The 16,993-nt window shown below is 70.8% G+C and carries 17 protein-coding genes; 5 read left to right on the forward strand and 12 right to left on the reverse strand.

The genetic code is table 11. The features are described from left to right. Positions 1 to 46: 46 nt before the first annotated feature. Positions 47 to 943, reverse strand: a complete 897-nt coding sequence (locus tag ACFVWD_RS00460; RefSeq protein WP_168510402.1) for a LysR family transcriptional regulator — start codon at positions 941 to 943, stop codon at positions 47 to 49. 79 nt (positions 944 to 1,022) lie between these two features. On the opposite strand from ACFVWD_RS00460, the gene ACFVWD_RS00465 reads away from it, so the two are divergent. The 3 genes from ACFVWD_RS00465 to ACFVWD_RS00475 all read left to right on the forward strand — a co-directional run bounded on the left by ACFVWD_RS00465 (position 1,023) and on the right by ACFVWD_RS00475 (position 3,388). Beyond that, positions 1,023 to 1,691, forward strand: a complete 669-nt coding sequence (locus tag ACFVWD_RS00465) for an MOSC domain-containing protein (protein WP_389593023.1) — start codon at positions 1,023 to 1,025, stop codon at positions 1,689 to 1,691. Between the two features lie 131 nt (positions 1,692 to 1,822). After that, a complete protein-coding gene (locus ACFVWD_RS00470) occupies positions 1,823 to 2,596 on the forward strand; it encodes an SDR family NAD(P)-dependent oxidoreductase (RefSeq protein WP_389593024.1) in 774 nt (257 codons plus the stop codon). 84 nt (positions 2,597 to 2,680) lie between these two features. Continuing rightward, complete coding sequence (locus ACFVWD_RS00475; RefSeq protein WP_389593026.1) at positions 2,681 to 3,388, forward strand: ester cyclase; 708 nt, start codon at positions 2,681 to 2,683, stop codon at positions 3,386 to 3,388. A gap of 118 nt (positions 3,389 to 3,506) precedes the next feature. Here the strand turns inward: ACFVWD_RS00475 and groL are convergent, their stop codons facing one another. The 4 genes from groL to ACFVWD_RS00495 all read right to left on the reverse strand — a co-directional run bounded on the left by groL (position 3,507) and on the right by ACFVWD_RS00495 (position 7,595). Further along, positions 3,507 to 5,135: a chaperonin GroEL gene (gene groL, locus ACFVWD_RS00480; protein ID WP_389593027.1), complete on the reverse strand. Its 1,629-nt coding sequence runs from the start codon at positions 5,133 to 5,135 to the stop codon at positions 3,507 to 3,509. Between the two features lie 129 nt (positions 5,136 to 5,264). Beyond that, entirely contained in the window at positions 5,265 to 5,573 is a 309-nt protein-coding gene (groES, locus tag ACFVWD_RS00485) for a co-chaperone GroES (RefSeq protein WP_060901476.1), read from the reverse strand. Between the two features lie 316 nt (positions 5,574 to 5,889). Then, complete coding sequence (locus ACFVWD_RS00490) at positions 5,890 to 6,669, reverse strand: polysaccharide deacetylase family protein (RefSeq protein ID WP_389593029.1); 780 nt, start codon at positions 6,667 to 6,669, stop codon at positions 5,890 to 5,892. Beyond that, positions 6,666 to 7,595, reverse strand: coding sequence for a polysaccharide deacetylase family protein (locus ACFVWD_RS00495; protein ID WP_389593030.1), 930 nt, complete (start codon positions 7,593 to 7,595; stop codon positions 6,666 to 6,668). Before ACFVWD_RS00495 ends, ACFVWD_RS00490 begins: the two co-directional genes overlap by 4 nt. A gap of 110 nt (positions 7,596 to 7,705) precedes the next feature. Between ACFVWD_RS00495 and ACFVWD_RS00500 the strand changes: the two genes are divergently transcribed. After that, positions 7,706 to 8,893 carry a methyltransferase domain-containing protein gene (locus tag ACFVWD_RS00500; RefSeq protein ID WP_389593031.1) on the forward strand — a complete coding sequence of 396 codons (1,188 nt, stop codon included), beginning with the start codon at positions 7,706 to 7,708 and terminating at the stop codon, positions 8,891 to 8,893. Here the strand turns inward: ACFVWD_RS00500 and ACFVWD_RS00505 are convergent. The 4 genes from ACFVWD_RS00505 to ACFVWD_RS00520 all read right to left on the reverse strand — a co-directional run bounded on the left by ACFVWD_RS00505 (position 8,890) and on the right by ACFVWD_RS00520 (position 12,283). Beyond that, positions 8,890 to 10,197, reverse strand: coding sequence for an RNA polymerase sigma factor (locus tag ACFVWD_RS00505; RefSeq protein WP_389593033.1), 1,308 nt, complete (start codon positions 10,195 to 10,197; stop codon positions 8,890 to 8,892). The genes ACFVWD_RS00500 and ACFVWD_RS00505 overlap by 4 nt on opposite strands. Before the next feature lie 70 nt (positions 10,198 to 10,267). Further along, positions 10,268 to 10,624, reverse strand: coding sequence for a YciI family protein (locus ACFVWD_RS00510; RefSeq protein WP_060901481.1), 357 nt, complete (start codon positions 10,622 to 10,624; stop codon positions 10,268 to 10,270). A 142-nt stretch (positions 10,625 to 10,766) separates the two neighbouring features. After that, positions 10,767 to 11,345 (reverse strand): Uma2 family endonuclease, encoded by a 579-nt coding sequence (locus ACFVWD_RS00515; RefSeq protein WP_389593035.1) that lies wholly within the window; start codon positions 11,343 to 11,345, stop codon positions 10,767 to 10,769. Positions 11,346 to 11,404: 59 nt separating this feature from the next. Further along, complete coding sequence (locus ACFVWD_RS00520) at positions 11,405 to 12,283, reverse strand: hypothetical protein (protein WP_389593036.1); 879 nt, start codon at positions 12,281 to 12,283, stop codon at positions 11,405 to 11,407. 318 nt (positions 12,284 to 12,601) lie between these two features. Here ACFVWD_RS00520 and ACFVWD_RS00525 point away from each other — a divergent pair, with 318 nt between their 5' ends. Then, positions 12,602 to 13,207, forward strand: a complete 606-nt coding sequence (locus ACFVWD_RS00525; protein WP_389593038.1) for a class I SAM-dependent methyltransferase — start codon at positions 12,602 to 12,604, stop codon at positions 13,205 to 13,207. On the opposite strand, the gene ACFVWD_RS00530 is transcribed toward ACFVWD_RS00525, so the two are convergent. The 3 genes from ACFVWD_RS00530 to ACFVWD_RS00540 all read right to left on the reverse strand — a co-directional run bounded on the left by ACFVWD_RS00530 (position 13,200) and on the right by ACFVWD_RS00540 (position 16,899). Beyond that, positions 13,200 to 14,192 carry an LCP family protein gene (locus ACFVWD_RS00530; protein ID WP_389593236.1) on the reverse strand — a complete coding sequence of 331 codons (993 nt, stop codon included), beginning with the start codon at positions 14,190 to 14,192 and terminating at the stop codon, positions 13,200 to 13,202. The two genes, ACFVWD_RS00525 and ACFVWD_RS00530, sit on opposite strands and share 8 nt — an antisense overlap. 202 nt (positions 14,193 to 14,394) lie before the next feature. Further along, positions 14,395 to 15,750 (reverse strand): endo-1,4-beta-xylanase, encoded by a 1,356-nt coding sequence (locus ACFVWD_RS00535; RefSeq protein ID WP_389593040.1) that lies wholly within the window; start codon positions 15,748 to 15,750, stop codon positions 14,395 to 14,397. 87 nt (positions 15,751 to 15,837) lie between these two features. Further along, the gene (locus ACFVWD_RS00540) at positions 15,838 to 16,899 is read right to left on the reverse strand and encodes a LacI family DNA-binding transcriptional regulator (protein WP_389593042.1); all 1,062 of its coding nucleotides are present in this window, start codon (positions 16,897 to 16,899) and stop codon (positions 15,838 to 15,840) included. Between the last annotated feature and the right edge of the window lie 94 nt (positions 16,900 to 16,993).

A 16,993-nucleotide genomic window follows, 5' to 3' on the forward strand; every position in this document is an offset into this window, starting at 1 on the left:
ACGCGTGCCCATGCTTTTTGGCGGCGTCAGCCGCTTTTGGGCGGCGTCAGCGGCTCGCGGCCCGCGCCAGTTGGTCGAGCGTCGCCGCCACCGCCGGCACCTGTGCCAGGTCCGGCAGGGTGAGCGCGACGATCTCGCGCCGCACCGGCGGCTCCACCGTCACGGTGCGTGCGCCCTTGGGGCGTACGGACTCGATCGCGAGCTCCGGCAGGACCGCGACCCCGAGGCCCGCGCCGACCAGCCCGACCACGGCCGGGTAGTCGTCGGTGGCGAAGTCGATGCGGGGCACGAAGCCCGCGGCGCGGCAGACCTCGACCAGTTGTCCGCGGCAGCGCGGGCAGCCCGCGATCCACGGCTCCCCGGCAAGTTCGGCGATCGCGACCGACCCGGCCCGCGCGAGCCGGTGCCTCTCGGGGACCAGCCCGACGAGCCGGTCCCGCAGCAGGGGCCGTACGACCAGGTCGTCCCACTCCTCGGCACCCGCGGCTCCCTCGTAGCGGAACGCGAGGGCGATGTCGCAGTCGCCGGCCCGGAGCTTCTCGACGGACTCCGGCGGCTCGGCCTCCTCCAGGGAGACCCGGGTGCCGGGATGCGCGGCGCGCAGCGCGGCGAGGGCCGTGGGGACGAGCGTGGAACTGCCGCTGGGGAAGGAGACGAGCCGGACCCGGCCCGCGCGCAGGCCCGCGATCGCGGCGACCTCCTCCTCGGCGGCGGTCAGGCCCGCGATGATGCCCGCCGCGTGCCGGACCAGCGCCTCGCCCGCCTGGGTGAGGCGCATCTCGCGACCTGTGCGGATGAGCAGCGGCGTGCCGACGGACGATTCGAGCGCCTTCATCTGCTGGCTGACGGCGGGCTGGGTGCAGCCCAGTTCCCGTCCCGCCGCCGAGAAGGAGCCGGTGGCGGCGACGGCGCGCAGGACACGGAGATGACGGGCCTCGATCACCTTGCGAGCATAAGTGATCCTTGGGTACGGCGGCGAATATCGCGTCGCCGCTTTGGCTCTCATCGCCTAGCGTGCTGTCATGAAGCTTCTGTCCTTGAACATCGGCCGCCCGCGGGCCGTCCCGTACACGGACCAGCCCGAGGGCGTGACCGGTATCGACAAGCGGCCGGTGGGCGGGCCGGTGCGGGTGGCGGCACCCGGGCCCAAGGGGGTCGGCGCGAGCGGCCTCGCCGGGGACGCGGTGTGCGACCTGCGTCATCACGGCGGGAACGACCAGGCGGTGTACGCGGTCGCCCGCGAGGACCTCGACGACTGGGGGCGCGAGCTCGGCCGGCCGCTGGCGAGCGGCGCGTTCGGAGAGAACCTGACGACCCAGGGGCTCGACGTGTCCGGCGCGCGGATCGGCGAGCGCTGGCGCGTCGGCTCCGAAGTGGTCCTCGAAGTCACCTGCGGGCGCATCCCCTGCCGTACGTTCCAGGGGCACGTCGGCGAGCAGCGCTGGGTGAAGCGGTTCACCCAGAAAGGCGCGCCCGGCGCCTATCTGCGGGTGATCGAGCCGGGCGAGATCCGGGCGGGCGACCCGATCGAGGTCGTGCACCGGCCCGACCACGAGGTGACGGTCGCCCTCGCCTTCCGCGCCGAGACGACCGAACGGACACTGCTGCCAAGGGTGTTGGCCGCGGGCGACGCGCTGCACCCGGAGTTGCTGGCGATGGCGGAGAAGTACGTGGCACGGCACAGCGACTAGCCGATCGAAGCGGGGCGCGGGGCGGGGGCGCGGGGCGGGGGCGTCCGAGGTGTGCGGGGAACTCGTGGAGCAACGTCAGGCGTTGGGTGGTGGGGGCGCGGCGGGCCTGGTCAGGTCACTAGCCTTGGGCCATGACAACGGCTCTGATTACGGGATCGACCGCGGGCATCGGCGCCGCCTTCGCACGGCGGCTGGCGGCTGACGGGCACAACCTCGTGCTGGTGGCGCGCGACACCAAGCGGCTGGGCGAGCAGGCGACCGAACTGCACGACCGGCACGGCATCGAGGCGGAGGTGCTGACCGCCGACCTGGCGACGGACGAGGGCATCGAGGCGGTGGCCGCCCGCCTCTCCGACCGCAAGAACCCGGTCGACCTGCTGATCAACAACGCGGGCTTCGGCAACAAGGGCCGCTACCTCGAGGTGTCGATGGCCGACGAGCTGACGATGCTCAAGGTCCACTGCGAGGCGGTGCTGCGGTTGACGTCGGCGGCGACCGAGGCCATGCGGGAGCGCGGCCGGGGCGGAGTCGTCAACGTCGCGTCGGTGGCCGCGTTCGTGCCGCGGGGTACGTACGGGGCGTCCAAGGCGTGGGTCGTGCAGTTCACGCAGGGCGCGGCGCGGGATCTGGCGGGCAGCGGCGTACGGCTGATGGCGCTGGCTCCCGGCTTCGTCCGCACCGAGTTCCACCAGCGGGCCGGGATGGGCACGGACAACATCCCGAACTGGATGTGGCTCGACGCGGACAAGCTGGTCGCGGCGGCGCTCGCGGACCTGGCCCGCGGCAAGTCGCTGTCCGTCCCCGACCCCCGCTACAAGGCGCTGATGGGCCTGGTGAAGGTGGCGCCGCGAGGACTGCTGGGCGGAGTCACGTCGAAGACGGGCCGGAAGTACGGCCCCCAGTAGGGGCCACCGCGCGGTGGGTGGTGTCGTCCCTCCGGTGGGAAACTGAGGGTGTTCAACCGGACCCAGGGGGCCGGAGGCGACGCCATGACATTCGTACAGCTCATCGATTGCAGGACCAGCCGGTTCGACGAGATGAACCAGCTGATGGACACATGGGTCGAGAAGACCAGGGGCAAGCGGACCGCGACGCACAGTGTGATCGGCAAGGACCGCTCGGACGCGACCCACTTCATAGAGATCGTGGAGTTCCCCTCGTTCGAGGAGGCGATGCGGAACTCGAACCTCCCCGAGACCGAACGGATCTTCCAGGAGATGGTGGCGCTCTGCGACGAGCTGCCGACGTTCACCGACCTGGACGTGGTGCGGGACGAGCAGTTGTACGCGGCCAATATCCGCAGGTTCTTCCAGACGCTCGCGACGCCGGGTGAACTGCCGCCGCTCAACGGTCTGATGACGGAGAGCTACCACGACCACGATCCGGCCAACGCGCAGGACACCATCGGCCTCGACGCGATGCGGCGCGAGATCGAGATGTGGCGCGGTGGTTTCGACTTCACGTTCACCGTCGAGGACCAGCTGACCCAGGGCGACCGGGTCTGCACCCGGTGGACCTGGAACGGCACCCACAAGGGCGACTTCATGGGGATCCCGGCGACCGGGAAGCAGGTCGCCATGACCGGTACGACCGTCTTCCGTTGCCAGGAGGACGGGAAGATCGCCGAGGGCTGGTGGCAGTACGACCAGCTGGGGCTGCTGGGTCAGCTGGGGGCGCTGGACGCGCTGGAGCAGTAGTACCGGCTGGAGCAGTAGTACCGGTCGGTGCCGGTGGTGCGGGACCTGGCAGGTGGTACCGAGTACGGGAGAAGCCCCCGTTCCGTGCGGAACGGGGGCTTCTTCGGGAGTACGAGACTCAGTGGGAGTGCCCGTGGCCGTGGCCGTGACCGGCGTCGGCCTCCTCCTCGGCCGGCTTCTCGACGACCAGGGTCTCGGTCGTGAGGAGCAGGGAGGCGATGGAGGCGGCGTTCTCCAGGGCGGAGCGGGTGACCTTGACCGGGTCGATGACACCGGACTTGACCAGGTCGCCGTACTCGCCGGTGGCGGCGTTGAAGCCCTGGCCCTTGTCGAGCTCGGCGACCTTGGAGGTGATGACGTAACCCTCAAGGCCGGCGTTCTCGGCGATCCAGCGCAGCGGCTCGACGGCGGCCTTGCGGACGACCGCGACACCCGTGGCCTCGTCGCCGGTCTTGTCGAGGTTGCCCTCGAGGATCTTCACGGCGTGGACGAGCGCGGAGCCACCACCGGAGACGATGCCCTCCTCGACCGCGGCGCGGGTCGCGGAGATGGCGTCCTCCAGACGGTGCTTCTTCTCCTTGAGCTCGACCTCGGTGGCGGCGCCGACCTTGATCACGCACACGCCGCCGGCCAGCTTCGCGAGGCGCTCCTGGAGCTTCTCGCGGTCCCAGTCGGAGTCGGTGTTCTCGATCTCGGCCTTGATCTGGTTGACCCGGCCGACGACCTCCTCGGAGTTGCCGCCACCGTCGACGATGGTGGTGTCGTCCTTGGTGATGGTCACCCGGCGGGCGGTGCCCAGCACGTCCAGACCGACCTGGTCGAGCTTGAGGCCGACCTCCTCGGCGATGACCTGACCACCGGTGAGGGTGGCGATGTCGCCGAGCATGGCCTTGCGGCGGTCACCGAAGCCGGGGGCCTTCACGGCGACGGCGTTGAACGTGCCGCGGATCTTGTTCACGACCAGGGTCGACAGGGCCTCGCCCTCGACGTCCTCGGCGATGATCAGCAGCGGCCGGGAGGCGTTGGACTGGATGACCTTCTCCAGCAGCGGCAGCAGGTCCTGGATGGAGCTGATCTTGCCCTGGTGGATGAGGATGTACGGGTCGTCGAGGACGGCCTCCATACGCTCCTGGTCGGACACCATGTACGGCGACAGGTAGCCCTTGTCGAAGGCCATGCCCTCGGTGAAGTCCAGCTCCAGGCCGAAGGTGTTGGACTCCTCGACGGTGATGACACCGTCCTTGCCGACCTTGTCCATCGCCTCGGCGATGAGCTCGCCGACCTGCGGGTCCTGGGCGGACAGCGCGGCGACGGCGGCGATGTCGGACTTCTCGTCGATCGGGCGCGCGGTGGCGAGGAGCTCGTCCGAGACCGCCTTGACGGCCGCGTCGATGCCCTTCTTGAGCAGCGCCGGGGAGGCACCCGCGGCGACGTTCTTCAGGCCCTCGCGGACGAGCGCCTGGGCCAGCACGGTGGCGGTGGTCGTACCGTCACCCGCGATGTCGTTGGTCTTGGTCGCCACCTCCTTCACCAGCTGGGCGCCGAGGTTCTCGTACGGGTCGTCGAGCTCGACCTCGCGGGCGATGGTGACACCGTCGTTGGTGATGGTGGGTGCGCCGAACTTCTTGTCGATGACGACGTTGCGGCCCTTGGGGCCGATCGTCACCTTGACCGTGTCGGCAAGCTTGTTGACGCCGCGCTCGAGGGCGCGACGGGCGTCCTCGTCGAACTTCAGGATCTTCGCCATGGGAGCGATTCAGCCCTCTCGGAAAACTGGGGTGAACGAACTGCGCCCCCGACGCCCGGCTGGTTATGGTCGCGGGGGCCAGGGGCGCAGTTCACTGCAAAACTGGGTGAAACGGTGAAGCTCGGCGAACTACTTCTCGATGATCGCGAGCACGTCGCGAGCCGAGAGGACGAGGTACTCCTCGCCGTTGTACTTCACCTCGGTGCCGCCGTACTTGCTGTACAGCACGATGTCGCCGGTGCTGACGTCGAGCGGCAGGCGCTCGCCGTTCTCGAAGCGGCCCGGGCCCACGGCGAGGACGACGCCCTCCTGGGGCTTCTCCTTCGCGGTGTCCGGGATGACCAGGCCGGAAGCCGTGGTCTGCTCGGCGTCCAGCGGCTGGACCACAACACGGTCCTCGAGCGGCTTGATGGCAACCTTGGAGCTGGTGGTCGTCACGATCCGACCTCCCCCTTCGGAGATCTCACGGGGTTAACTGTCTGAGGTGGCGACCAGGTGGATCCGTCGTCGCGGGTGCCGGACCTGCCCGTCGCTATTGGCACTCTCCAGGGGGGAGTGCCAGGGCCGAGACTATGACCGCGATTAGCACTCGGTCAAGCGGAGTGCCAAAGGCCTCCGGCGTGGCGTGGGGTTCCAGGCACCCGGCGTGAGTGTCGGCGCGCCCGGGGGCTGCCGCCCCCAGACCCCCGCTGCCGGCCTGAACGGCCTCGTCCTCAAGCGCCGGACGGGCTGATTGATGCCCCAAGTCGCATGCTCAGAGGTAGTTCTCCAGGCGTGCCGGTGTGAGGCCCTCCGCCTGGATGCGTCGCAGGAGTCTGATCGTCGCCTCCGTGAGGTTGGGCTCCTCGAAGCCGGTGAGGATGTCACCCGGTCGCAGCCGGTGGGCGTCGGGCTCCCGGCCGAGGACGACGGCCACGACCCCGCAGTCGGCGGCGGCGTGCAGCGTGGTGGTGTCGTAGGCGTCGTAGGGGGGACGGAAGAGCCGGGGGCGGATGCCGAAGCGGGCCTTGAGCTTCTCCTGCTGGCCGCAGATCTCGGCCCGCTGGCCCGCGTACGGCAGTCCGCGCAGCGAGGCGTGGTGGAGGGTGTGGTTCTGCACGCTCGCGCCGACCGTCCGCAGTTGGGCGAAGTGCCCGTACCCCGGCCCGACGACACTGTCCGTGAGGAACATGCTGACCGGCAGCCGCAGTTCACGGACCATGTCGACGAACCGCGGATCGCGCTCGGCACCGTCGTCGTACGTCAGGAAGACCACTTTGTCGCGGGTGGGTACGCGGCCCACGACGGGAGCCAGTCCCGGCGCCGCGCCGCGGAGGGCGGGCCGGGCGGGCCGCTGCGGCGGGGCGGCGAGCGGGGTGGGCAGCCCCCAGTGGCGGTACGTCGCCGGGCTCGGCCCGTTCGGCCTGGATCTGCGCACCTCCTGCGCGGCCTTCTTGCCCAGCCGTTCGATCGGGTCGACGGACTGGGCACAGCCGGTGCAGCCGGTCAGGAGCGCCGCGGTGAGCGCCCCCGCGACCAGCGCCCGCGTTCTCACAGGTAGTCCTCCAGCCGTGCCACCGCGTACCCCTTGTCGGTGACCAGCTTCAGGAAGCGGCGGACCATGTCGGGCATGGTGCCGTCCCAGTCCTCTTTGCCGCGGAAATGGGTGAGGACGATGTCGCCGGGGTGCAGGTCGCGGTCCCAGTCGCGGTACTCCCAGTGGTCGACGAAGACCTCCTCGTCCCAGATGGGCGCGTACTTGATGCCGCAGGACTTGGCGGCGCGCAGGGTGTCCTGGTTGTAGTTGCCGTAGGGCGGCCTGAGGACCTTCGGGCGCTTGCCGAACTGCTTCTCCATGACGTCCTGCATGCCGCAGATCTCGTGCCGCTGCTCCTCGTACGACAGCCCGGGCAGGTAGGGGTGGGTGAGGGTGTGGTTGTTGAGGGTGACGCCCTGGTCGCGCATCTTGCGGAAGTACCCGTAGTCGTCCTTGACCAGGTAGTTGCTCAGGAAGGCGGTGTACGGGATCTTCAGGTCGCTCATCATCCTGAGGAACGCGGGGTCCTTCTCGGAGCCGTCGTCGATGGTGAGGAAGACGACCTTGTCCTTGGTGGGGACGGTCGTGAAGACCGGCGGCAGGCCGAGCTCTTCCTGATCGGTGACCTCGAAGCCGTCGCGGGGTCTGATGACCGGCTTCCTCGCCGGGGCCGGCGGCGCGGCCAGCGGGACCTTCGTGAGCCCCCAGTGCTTGGCCGCGGCGGCCCGGGCGGCCTGCTGCTCGCGGAGTCTGGCGGCGTAGGAGTCGAGGGCGCGGGCCGGGGGCGCGTGCAGCGCCTGCTGGGGCCCCTGGGCCGAACGGGCGCCGTTGGTGTCGTCGTCGGCGCAACCGGACGCGAGGGCGGCGACGGCGAGGACGGCGACCCCGCCCCAGACACGTGCCCTCTTTGCGTTGTTTTTGTACTTTTGTCGTACTGATCGCATGGTGTCGGATCCTTGCAGGCCACCGCACGTCCAAGGCTCCGACACCGCGACCGAAGGCGCACCGTCCACCGACTGGCCCACACCCGCCCGCACTGACCGACAATGGGCCGGTGAACGACGTCTCCTTCGCCTCCCTCCTCACCCCCGAGGGCCGCGCCCTGCTCGACGAGGTGCGCGGCACCGAACCGGCCCAGGAGCTGGCCGTCGCCACCCGGCTGCGCCGCGACCACCCGGCCGAACTGGTCTCGGCCGCGCTCGGGCAGGCGCGGCTGCGGCAGCGGGCGGCGGCGAAGTTCGGCGCCGAGGACGCGGAGCGGATGTTCTTCACCCCGAACGGGGTCGAGCAGTCGACGCGCACCACGGTCGCCACCCATCGCGCGCGGCGGCTGCGGTCCCTGGGCGTGCGCTCGGTCGCCGACCTGTGCTCCGGCATCGGCGGCGACGCGATCGCGCTGGCCCGTGCCGGGATCCGCGTCCTCGCCGTCGACCGCGACCCGCTGACGGTGGCGGTGGCGCGCGCGAACGCCGAGGCGCTCGGGCTCGCCGACCTCATCGAGGTGCGCGAGGCCGATGTCACGGAGGTCGACACGCAGGCGTACGACGCGGTCTTCGTGGACCCGGCGCGGCGCGGCGGACGCGGCCGGATCTTCGACCCGGAGGCGTACTCGCCCCCGCTCTCCTGGGCGATCGAGACGGCTCTGAAGGCCCCGCTCGCCGCCCTGAAGATCGCCCCGGGCATCCCCCACGAGGCCATCCCCGCCGAGGCCGAGGCCGAGTGGATCTCGGACGCCGGAGACGTGAAGGAGGCGGTGCTGTGGTTCGGCACCGAGCCGGGGCTGGTGCGGGCCACCCTGCTGCCCGGCCCGCGCGAGCTGCGCGGCCGCGGCCTCCCCGACCCCGCGGTGCGCGAGGTCGGGCGCTACCTGTACGAGCCCGACGGCGCCGTCATCCGCGCCCATCTGGTCGCCGAGGTCGCCGAGGAAGTCGGCGGCGGGCTGGTCGACGAGACGATCGCGTATGTCACGGCGGACGAACTGCGCCCGACGCCGTACGCCTCCGCCTACGAGATCACCGACCGACTCCCCTTCAACGTGAAGAAGTTGAAGGCGCTGCTGCGGGAGCGGGGGGTCGGGGTGCTGACGGTGAAGAAGCGGGGGTCGGCGGTCGAGCCGGAGGAACTCCGCAAGAAGGCCCTGCCCAAGTCGCACGGCCCGCACTCGGCCACCGTCTTCCTGACCAGGGTCGCGGGGGCACCGACGATGCTGCTCGGCCACCCGGCCCAGCGGCACGCCTCCTAGCAGCAGTCCCGCGCGCGGGTCTCCAGCAGCTCGCGTTCCCGTTCGTTGCGGGCCAGGCCGGCGGCTCGTTCGAACTCCGCGCGGGCCTCCGCCGTACGGCCGAGGCGGGCCAGCAGGTCGCCGCGGACGCTGGGCAGCAGGTGGTAGTCGCGCAGGGTCGGCTCGCCGGCCAGACGGTCGACGATCTCCAGCGCCGGGGCGGGGCCCTCGGCCATGGAGACGGCGACGGCGCGGTTCAACTCGATCACGGGAGACGGGGAACGGGTCGCCAGCAGGCCGTACAGGGTGGCGATCTGCCGCCAGTCCGTGTCCTCGTACGCGTACGCCTGGGCGTGGCAGGCGGCGATGGCGGCCTGGAGGGCGTACGGGCCGGGGGGTCCGGTGGTGACGGCGCTCGCCCGGCCGAGGGCGGCGAAGCCGCGGCGGATCAGCAGGCGGTTCCAGCGGCGCCGGTTCTGGTCCCTGAGGAGGACGGGCTCGCCCGAGGGGCCGGTGCGGGCGGCGGCGCGGGACTCCTGGAGCTCCAGCAGGGACACCAGCCCGTGCACTTCGGGCTCCTTGGGCATCAACTCGGCGAGCACGCGGGCCAGTCGCAGCGCGTCCTCGCACAGGGCGGGGCGCAGCAGGTCGTCGCCCGCCGTGGCCGCGTACCCCTCGTTGAAGACCAGGTAGATGACCTCGAGTACGGACCCGAGGCGGGCCTCGCGGTCCGGGCCGTAGGGGACCTCGAAGGGGACGCCCTTCGTCGCCAGGGTCCGCTTGGCGCGCACGATGCGCTGGGCGACGGTCGCCTCCGGGGCGAGGAAGGCGCGGGCGATCTCGGGGGTGGTCAGACCGCCGACCAGGCGCAGGGTGAGGGCGATGCGGGCCTCGGCGGAGAGGACGGGGTGGCAGGCGGTGAAGACGAGCCGCAGCAGATCGTCGTCGATGTCGTCCGGGTCGGAGGGTTCGTCGAGGTGGTGCGGGGCGGTCACCGAAAGGTCCCGCCCCACCTCCTCCAGCTTGCGCGCGTACTGCTCCCTGCGGCGTACGAGATCGATCGCACGACGTTTGGCCGTGGTCGTCAGCCACGCGCCCGGATTGTCCGGGACGCCGTCCCGCGGCCACTGCTCCAGCGCCGCGACCAGGGCGTCCTGCGCGAGTTCCTCGGCGATGCCGACGTCGCGGACGATGCGGGAGACGCCGGCGATGATGCGGGGCGACTCGATCCGGAAGATCGTCTCGACGGCTTCGACGGCACCTCTGGTGGTCCCGGACGCGACGGGCTGCGTGACGGGCGTGACGGTGGGCTGTTGCTCTTCCACAACCCACCATCAGACACCCGCGTCGGCCGCAGGCCAAGGAACCGCTAGGGCATGATCCGCCGGACAGGCTCTAGCCCTCGGCGATCTCCCGCACCTCGCAGGTCACCGTCCAGTGCTCCTCGTGCACCTTCAGGAACCGCTTGGTCCACTCCAGGGCCTCGGCCATGTCCTTGCACTGCATGAGCGCGTACCCGCCGACGACCTCCTTGGACTCGGTGAAGGGCCCGTCGGTGACGGACAGCTGCCCGCCCGACCAGTGCACCCGCTTGCCCTGGGCGGACGGCGTCAGCCCGGCGGTGTCGAGCATGACCCCCGCCTTGGTGATCTCCTCGATCAGCTCGCCCATCCGCTGCATCAGCTCCGGGCTCGGGCCCTCGGCGGGCGCGGTGCTCTCGTCGATCTGGACCAGCGACAGGTAACGCGGCATGGTGACTCCTCGTGTCCGTGGTGCCTCGGAGGCGGGGCTTCTGCCTGCCTCTCACCCGTGCGTCGATCGGGAGACACTGGTTTCGACACCGTCCCCGGATTTCTCTGGATTTTTTCTCGCGGCGGGGTGAGGCGGCTGCGGCTCAGTCGGCGAAGTCCTTGAGCTTCTGCGTCTCCAGCGTGAACCCGACCGGATCCGGCAGCTCGATCACCGCTCCGAACGCACGGGTGGTGAGCGAGCGGTAGACGCCACCCTCGGGGTCGCAGTGCACGGTCACGCTGTCCGTGTCCCGGTCGACGAGGAGGTAGACGGGGATGCCGGCGGCCGCGTATCCGTCGGGCTTCTCGATCCGGTCACGCCGGTCGGCGTCCCGGTCGTGCGAGGTGACCTCGACGACCATCAGGACGCCCGTGGGCTCGGCCCACTCGCCCATTCCGGTGAAGTACTCCTCGGGCGCCAGTGCTCCGTCCGGCCGGGCGCGCCCCTTGCGGTACGCCTGGATCTGGAGACCTTGTTCCGGGAAGAGAAAGAGTTCGGGGCGGTACTGCATGCACCGCTTGAGGAGCCAGGCAACGATCTGCGCGTGATTGCCGTCCGGCATGGGCTTGACCCCGATCTTTCCGTTCAGGAATTCCAGCCGCGCCGACTCGGGCGCGTGACGAGCGAGCTCCTCGAACTCCTCGACGAGCATCTGGGGCCGGTCGGCAGTGCTGGGGGTCATGGCGTCGCCTCCTCCCCTCCATCCTGCCCCGGTCACGGGCGGACCGTGCTGCAAGGTCGTCATGTGCCTGCTCCTTTCTTCGTCCTGGTCCCCGTACGGGTCCCCGCGCGCAGGGCGGCGCGCAGTTGCCCGACGTGGGCGCGGACCTCGTCGGCCGCGAGGGCGGGCCGCCCGCCCCAGCACCCCCCGCACAACCCGCCCCGCAGCTCGACACCGTCCTCCCCGCCCGGCTCCCCGCACGCCGTGCACACCACCTCGTACCGGGGCGCCGGTGACTGTGGCTGTGGCTCGGGCGGCGGGGGCAGTTTGGCGAGGAGCCGGGCGCGTACGAAGGCGTACGCGTGCGCCACGCGCTCCGGGAGCCCCGCCGTCAGCGCCTGGACGAGCTGTGCCTCACCCGCGCCCCGCGCGAACCACTCGGCGGCCTCCTCCTCCAGCGCCGCGCACTCCCCCGCCGACAGCGTGAGCCGGGCGTCGATCCGGCCGAGCCGGGCCAGCGCGCCGTACGCCGTCGAGCGCGCCGCCCGCGCCGCGGGCCGCTCGGTCACCGGCGTCCGCCCGGCGAGGAAGGCGTTCCACCAGGCGTCGTCGTGCGCGGTGCGCGAGAAGAACGTGTGCCAGACCCAGCGGGGGCAGCCGTCGACGGTGACGGGGCGGCGCACTCGGCGCAGATGGCCCGCCGCCGAGAGGTTGTTGAGGGCGGTGGCCAGGGCGCACTGGCCGTACGGGAGGTGCTTGGCGAGGGTCTTGATGGAGAGGTCCGACTCGTCGGCGAGCCGGTCGATGTACGTCGCGATCGATGCCTCGCGGGTGGGCAGATGCGCGAAGTCGCGACCCGTACGGGGGGTTTGATCGGGCGCCGACCGTTTTCCGTAGCCCGGATTGGCCAGGGGATGGGCGGAGGGACGCGGGGCAGCACTAAGCTGGGTAACAGCCATGGATCGATTCGTAGCTTTCGATCTAGTTGGTCAGACCCCCGCGCGGTGCTGAGAACACCCACGGGGGTCGATGCTTTCCCGGCGCACGCTACACGTCCGCCACGCTCCGCCGCGACCCGATCACGAAAAGTCATCACCCCTGGCCGGGGCGGCACTTGGGCCGCCGGACAGGGAGGGTGGGTGGGTAGGGCCTCCCGCCCAATCCATATAAAAGCGTCTCGAATCCCGACCCCCGAAGCTCAAGTCCCGGAGAACGGGGCGCAGACGTGCTCGCGGAAGCGCGGGGCTGACCCGGGGGCCGTGTGGGCAGGTTCCCGTATGCCCTTCGATCACAACGACCACTACCACCGGCTGTTGCTGCGGAAGTTACCGAAGCACGGTCGTACCGCCCTCGACGTCGGCTGTGGCACCGGGGGTTTCGCGCGGCGGCTGGCGACGCGGGGCTATGAGGTCGATGCCGTCGATCCGTCCGCCGAGGTGATCGCCGCGGCGCGGCGGATCGGGGGCGGCCCCCGGTTCCGGCGGACGGACGTCGTCTCCGCCGGGCTGCCGAAGGGGCACTACGACGTCATCACCTGTCTGGCGAGCCTGCACCACATGCCGTTCGGCACGGTGACCAGGTTCCGCGAGGCGCTCGCGCCCGGCGGGGTGCTGCTGGTGCTGGGCTGCTACGCCGGGATCACCTGGTGGGATCTCGCCGCCGTGCCCGCCAATGCCGTGGCACGGGCAGGGGTGGCGATGGGTGAGCGGCTGCGCGGAAGCGAAGCCGTGCCCCTGCGGGCGCCGGTGCGCGAGCCGCGGATGTCGCTGGCGGACGTCCGGAGCGAGGCGGACCGGCTGCTGCCCGGCTCCCGCGTCCGCCAACTCCTCTACTGGCGCTATCTGTTGACGTACCGGGTCGGCGGGGTCGACCGGTTCACTTGAGCGAGGTCCACAGGTCGCTCGCCTCCGGCTCGTCGGCCACCACCCGGTTCGGGTTCGACGGAGCCGTCACCACCGGCATGGTGATCGTCTTGACCTTGTCGGAGGAGAGGGACTTCAGGCTCTGGCCGAGCTTCATCAGTTCGCCCAGCGAGTCGAGCCCCGTGTCCGTCGTCAGACTGCCGGTGACGGCGTCGGCGACCTTGTAGAGCTTGGCGGGGTCGGTCAGCAGGGACGTCGACGCCATCTGTTCCAGCAGTGCCTTCACCAGCTTCTGCTGGAGACCTATGCGGCCGAGGTCGCTGCCGTCGCCTATGCCGTGCCGGGTGCGGGCCAGCGCCAGGGCCTGGGTGCCGCCCAGATGGTGCGTGCCCGCCTTCAGGTGCAGATGGCTCTTGTCGTCGTCGATGTTCTGGTCCGTTGTCACGGTGACGCCGCCGAGCGCGTCCACCAGCTTCGCGAAGCCGGAGAAGTCGATCTCGATGTAGTGGTCCATGCGGATGTCCGTGAGGGACTCGACGGTCTTCACCGCGCAGACCGGACCGCCCACCGAGTACGCGCTGTTGAACATCGCGTTGTACGCCACCGAGGTCGTCCCGCCGGACGAGGTCGGGCACGACGGACGGGTCACCAGGGTGTCCCGGGGGATGCTCACCACCGTCGCCTCGGTGCGCCCCTCGTCGACGTGGACGACCATCGCCGTGTCGGAGCGGGCGCCCGAGCTGTCGCCGCCCCCGAGCGCGGCGTTCGCCTTCCCGCTGCGCGAGTCGGAGCCGAGGACCAGGATGTTCAGGGCGCCGCTCGGCAGCGGGGCGGCCGAGGCGGACGCCGACGGGGTCGACACCGCCTTCGCCGGACGGTCGTCGCCCAGCGCGCTGTTGATGTCCACGCTCTTGATGTTGTGGTTCAGGTGCCAGTAGGCCCAGCCCGCCCCGGCCGCGGAGAGCACGAGGACGCCGGCGAGCGTGATGCCGGCGGCTTTCAGCAGGCCTCTCCGCCGTCCGGCACGTCTCGCGGCGCCCTCGTTCCCGTCTCCGCTCTCGGCCCCGTTCCCGTCCCCGCGCCCGGCCTCACGTCCGCCCCCGCGCTCCTCGTCTGCAGTCACGCGGAGGAACGTAAGTCCGAATTATTACGAGCAGGAACCTCTTCTGGGGTTTCCTTCGGAAAATCTCAGACTTCTCACGCCACCCTCAGCCCAGCGTCACCGTGGGCACCGGATTGCTCCCGCTCCATGACGCGTTGAACCCGAACGTCACTGATCCGCCGTTCGGTACCGTTCCGTTGTAGGAGGCGTTCGCACACGTCACCGCCGCACCGGACTGGGTGCAGTCGGCGTTCCAGGCCTGGGTGATCCGCTGGCCCGCGCCGTACGTCCAGTTCACCTTCCATGACGACAGCGCGGCCCCGGAACAGGCGATCCTCACCTGCCCCGTGAACCCCGTGTTCCACTGGCTCTGGACGCTGTACGTCGCCGCGCAGGCACCCGTGGGCGGTGGCGTCGAGGTCCCGCCCAGCGAGCCCGCGATCGCGTAGTACGCCGGTTTCGGCACGTAGTTCTCGTCGTACGGGGTCGCCGCGCCGTACCCGGAGAAGACGTCCGGGATCCAGGAGTCGGAGTCGGTGAAGCCCCAGACGGTGACGCCGTAGCACCGGGACACCGCCACGCACGCGTCGAACACGGCCTTGTAGTCGGCGGCCTGCTGCGTCAGCTTCGCGCTGTCGGAGGGAACCTGCATACGGATGTCCAGCTCCGTGATCGCCACGTCGACGCCGAGGTCGGCGAAGCGCTGGATGTTCTGCTGGAGCGTGGACGGCACCTGGCCGAGGATGAGGTGGGCCTGGAGGCCGACCCCGTCGATCGGAACGCCGCGCTCCTTCAGCGACTTGACCAGGTTGTAGAGGGCGGTGCTCTTGGCGTTGACGCCTTCGACGTTGTAGTCGTTGATGTAGAGCTTGGCGCCCGGGTCGGCCGCGTGCGCCCAGGTCAGGGCCTGGGCGATGTAGTCGGAGCCGAGGCCGTTGTACCAGAGGGTCGAGCGGTAGGTGCCGTCCTCGTTGAAGGGCTCGTTCACCACGTCCCAGGCGGCCAGCTTGCCCTTGTAGCGGGTGACCTCGGTGGTGATGTGGTCCTGGAGCAGCGAGCCGAGCTGGGCGGACGTCCAGGTGCCGTTCGTCAGCCAGCTCGGGTTCTGGCTGTGCCAGACCAGCGTGTGGCCGCGCACCTGCTGGTTGTGGGCCTGCGCGAAGGCCACGATCTGGTCGGCCTCGGCCCAGTTGTAGGTGCCCCGGGTGGGCTCGACGGTCTCCCACTTCATGGCGTTGCCGGGGGTGAGCGAGCTGAACTGGGCCCCGGCGATGTCGCCGTACGTCCCCGTGAGCTTGGACCCGGTGACGGCGGTGCCGATGACCTTGCCCTTGGCGGCGGCGAGGTCACGCAGCGGGGTGTCGGCCGCGTGGGCGGCGGGGGCCGCGACCAGCAGGGCGCCGAGGGCGGCGATGCCGGTGAGGACGGACCCCAGGGATAAGCCTGTTCTCAGAGATCTCATGCGGGTGCCTCCGAAAGTTTCGGTCTTGCAACCGATTGGCTTCGGAGGAGTGTGGGGCCGGATGCCCCACTCGTCAATACGTCCACTTCACGCCAGGCCGACCGCCGGAGGCGCCCCCGTACTGCTGCGCACCACCAGACTCGTAGCCAGCTCCATCCTGGTTCCCGCCGCCGGCCGCTCCTCGCGCCCCAGCTCCAGCACCAGCCTGGCCGCCGCCTCCGCCATCTCCGTCAGGGGCTGTCGTACGGTCGTCAGCGGCGGCCCGACCCAGCGCGCCACCGGCAGATCGTCGAACCCCACGACGCTCAGGTCCTCCGGGATGCGCAGGCCCAGTTCGCGGGCGGCCTCGTACAGGCCGAGCGCCTGGAGGTCGTTGCCGGTGAAGACGGCCGTCGGGCGGTCGGGGCGGCGCAGCAGGTCGAGGCCGAGCCGGTAGCCGTCCTCGTGGTGGAAGTTCCCGACTCTGATCAGCTCCGGGTCCACCGGCAGTCCCGCCGTCTCCAGCGCCGCCCGGTATCCGTCGACGCGCGCGCGGCTGCACATCATCCGCGAGGGCCCGCTGATCGCGCCGATCCGCCGGTGCCCCAGGTCGACGAGATGGCGGGTCGCGGCCAGCCCGCCGTGCCAGTTGGTGGCGCCGATGGACGGCACGTCGTCGCCCGGGTCGCCCGCCGGGTCCATCACCACGAACGGGATGGACCTGCTGGTCAGCAGCGCGCGCTGGGACTCGTCCAGCCGGGACAGCACGAGGATCACGCCGTGCGGGCGACGGGCGGCGACCTGGTCGGCCCAGGTCCGCCCGGGGGTCAGCCGTCCCGCGCTCTCCGAGAGGACGACGCTCAGCCCCTCGTCCCGCGCCACGTTCTCGACACCCCGGATGACCTCCATCGCCCAGGCGCTCTCCAACTCGTGGAAGACCACGTCGATGAGGGGTGAGCGGGTCGCCTCGGCCCGGCGGCGCCGGTAGCCGTACGCGCGCAGCAGCTCCTCGACACGGGTGCGGGTGGCCGGGGCGACATCGGCCCGGCCGTTGAGCACCTTCGAAACAGTCGGAGCGGAGACGCCGGCCTCGCGGGCGATCTCGGCGAGGGTCGCGGTCCCCGAGGACCGTTCCGCCATCCGCTTCTCCAAGGGCTTCGCGGGATTCATGGGCGCGATCGTATCCCCGGGTGCACGCCGGGCGACCCCTCTCCGATCTCAGGAAGGTCCGTAACATTCGACAACTGGCAGGAAACATTCGGCG

Source organism: Streptomyces sp. NPDC058086, assembly GCF_042885015.1.
In the GTDB taxonomy this organism is placed as follows: Bacteria; Actinomycetota; Actinomycetes; order Streptomycetales; family Streptomycetaceae; genus Streptomyces.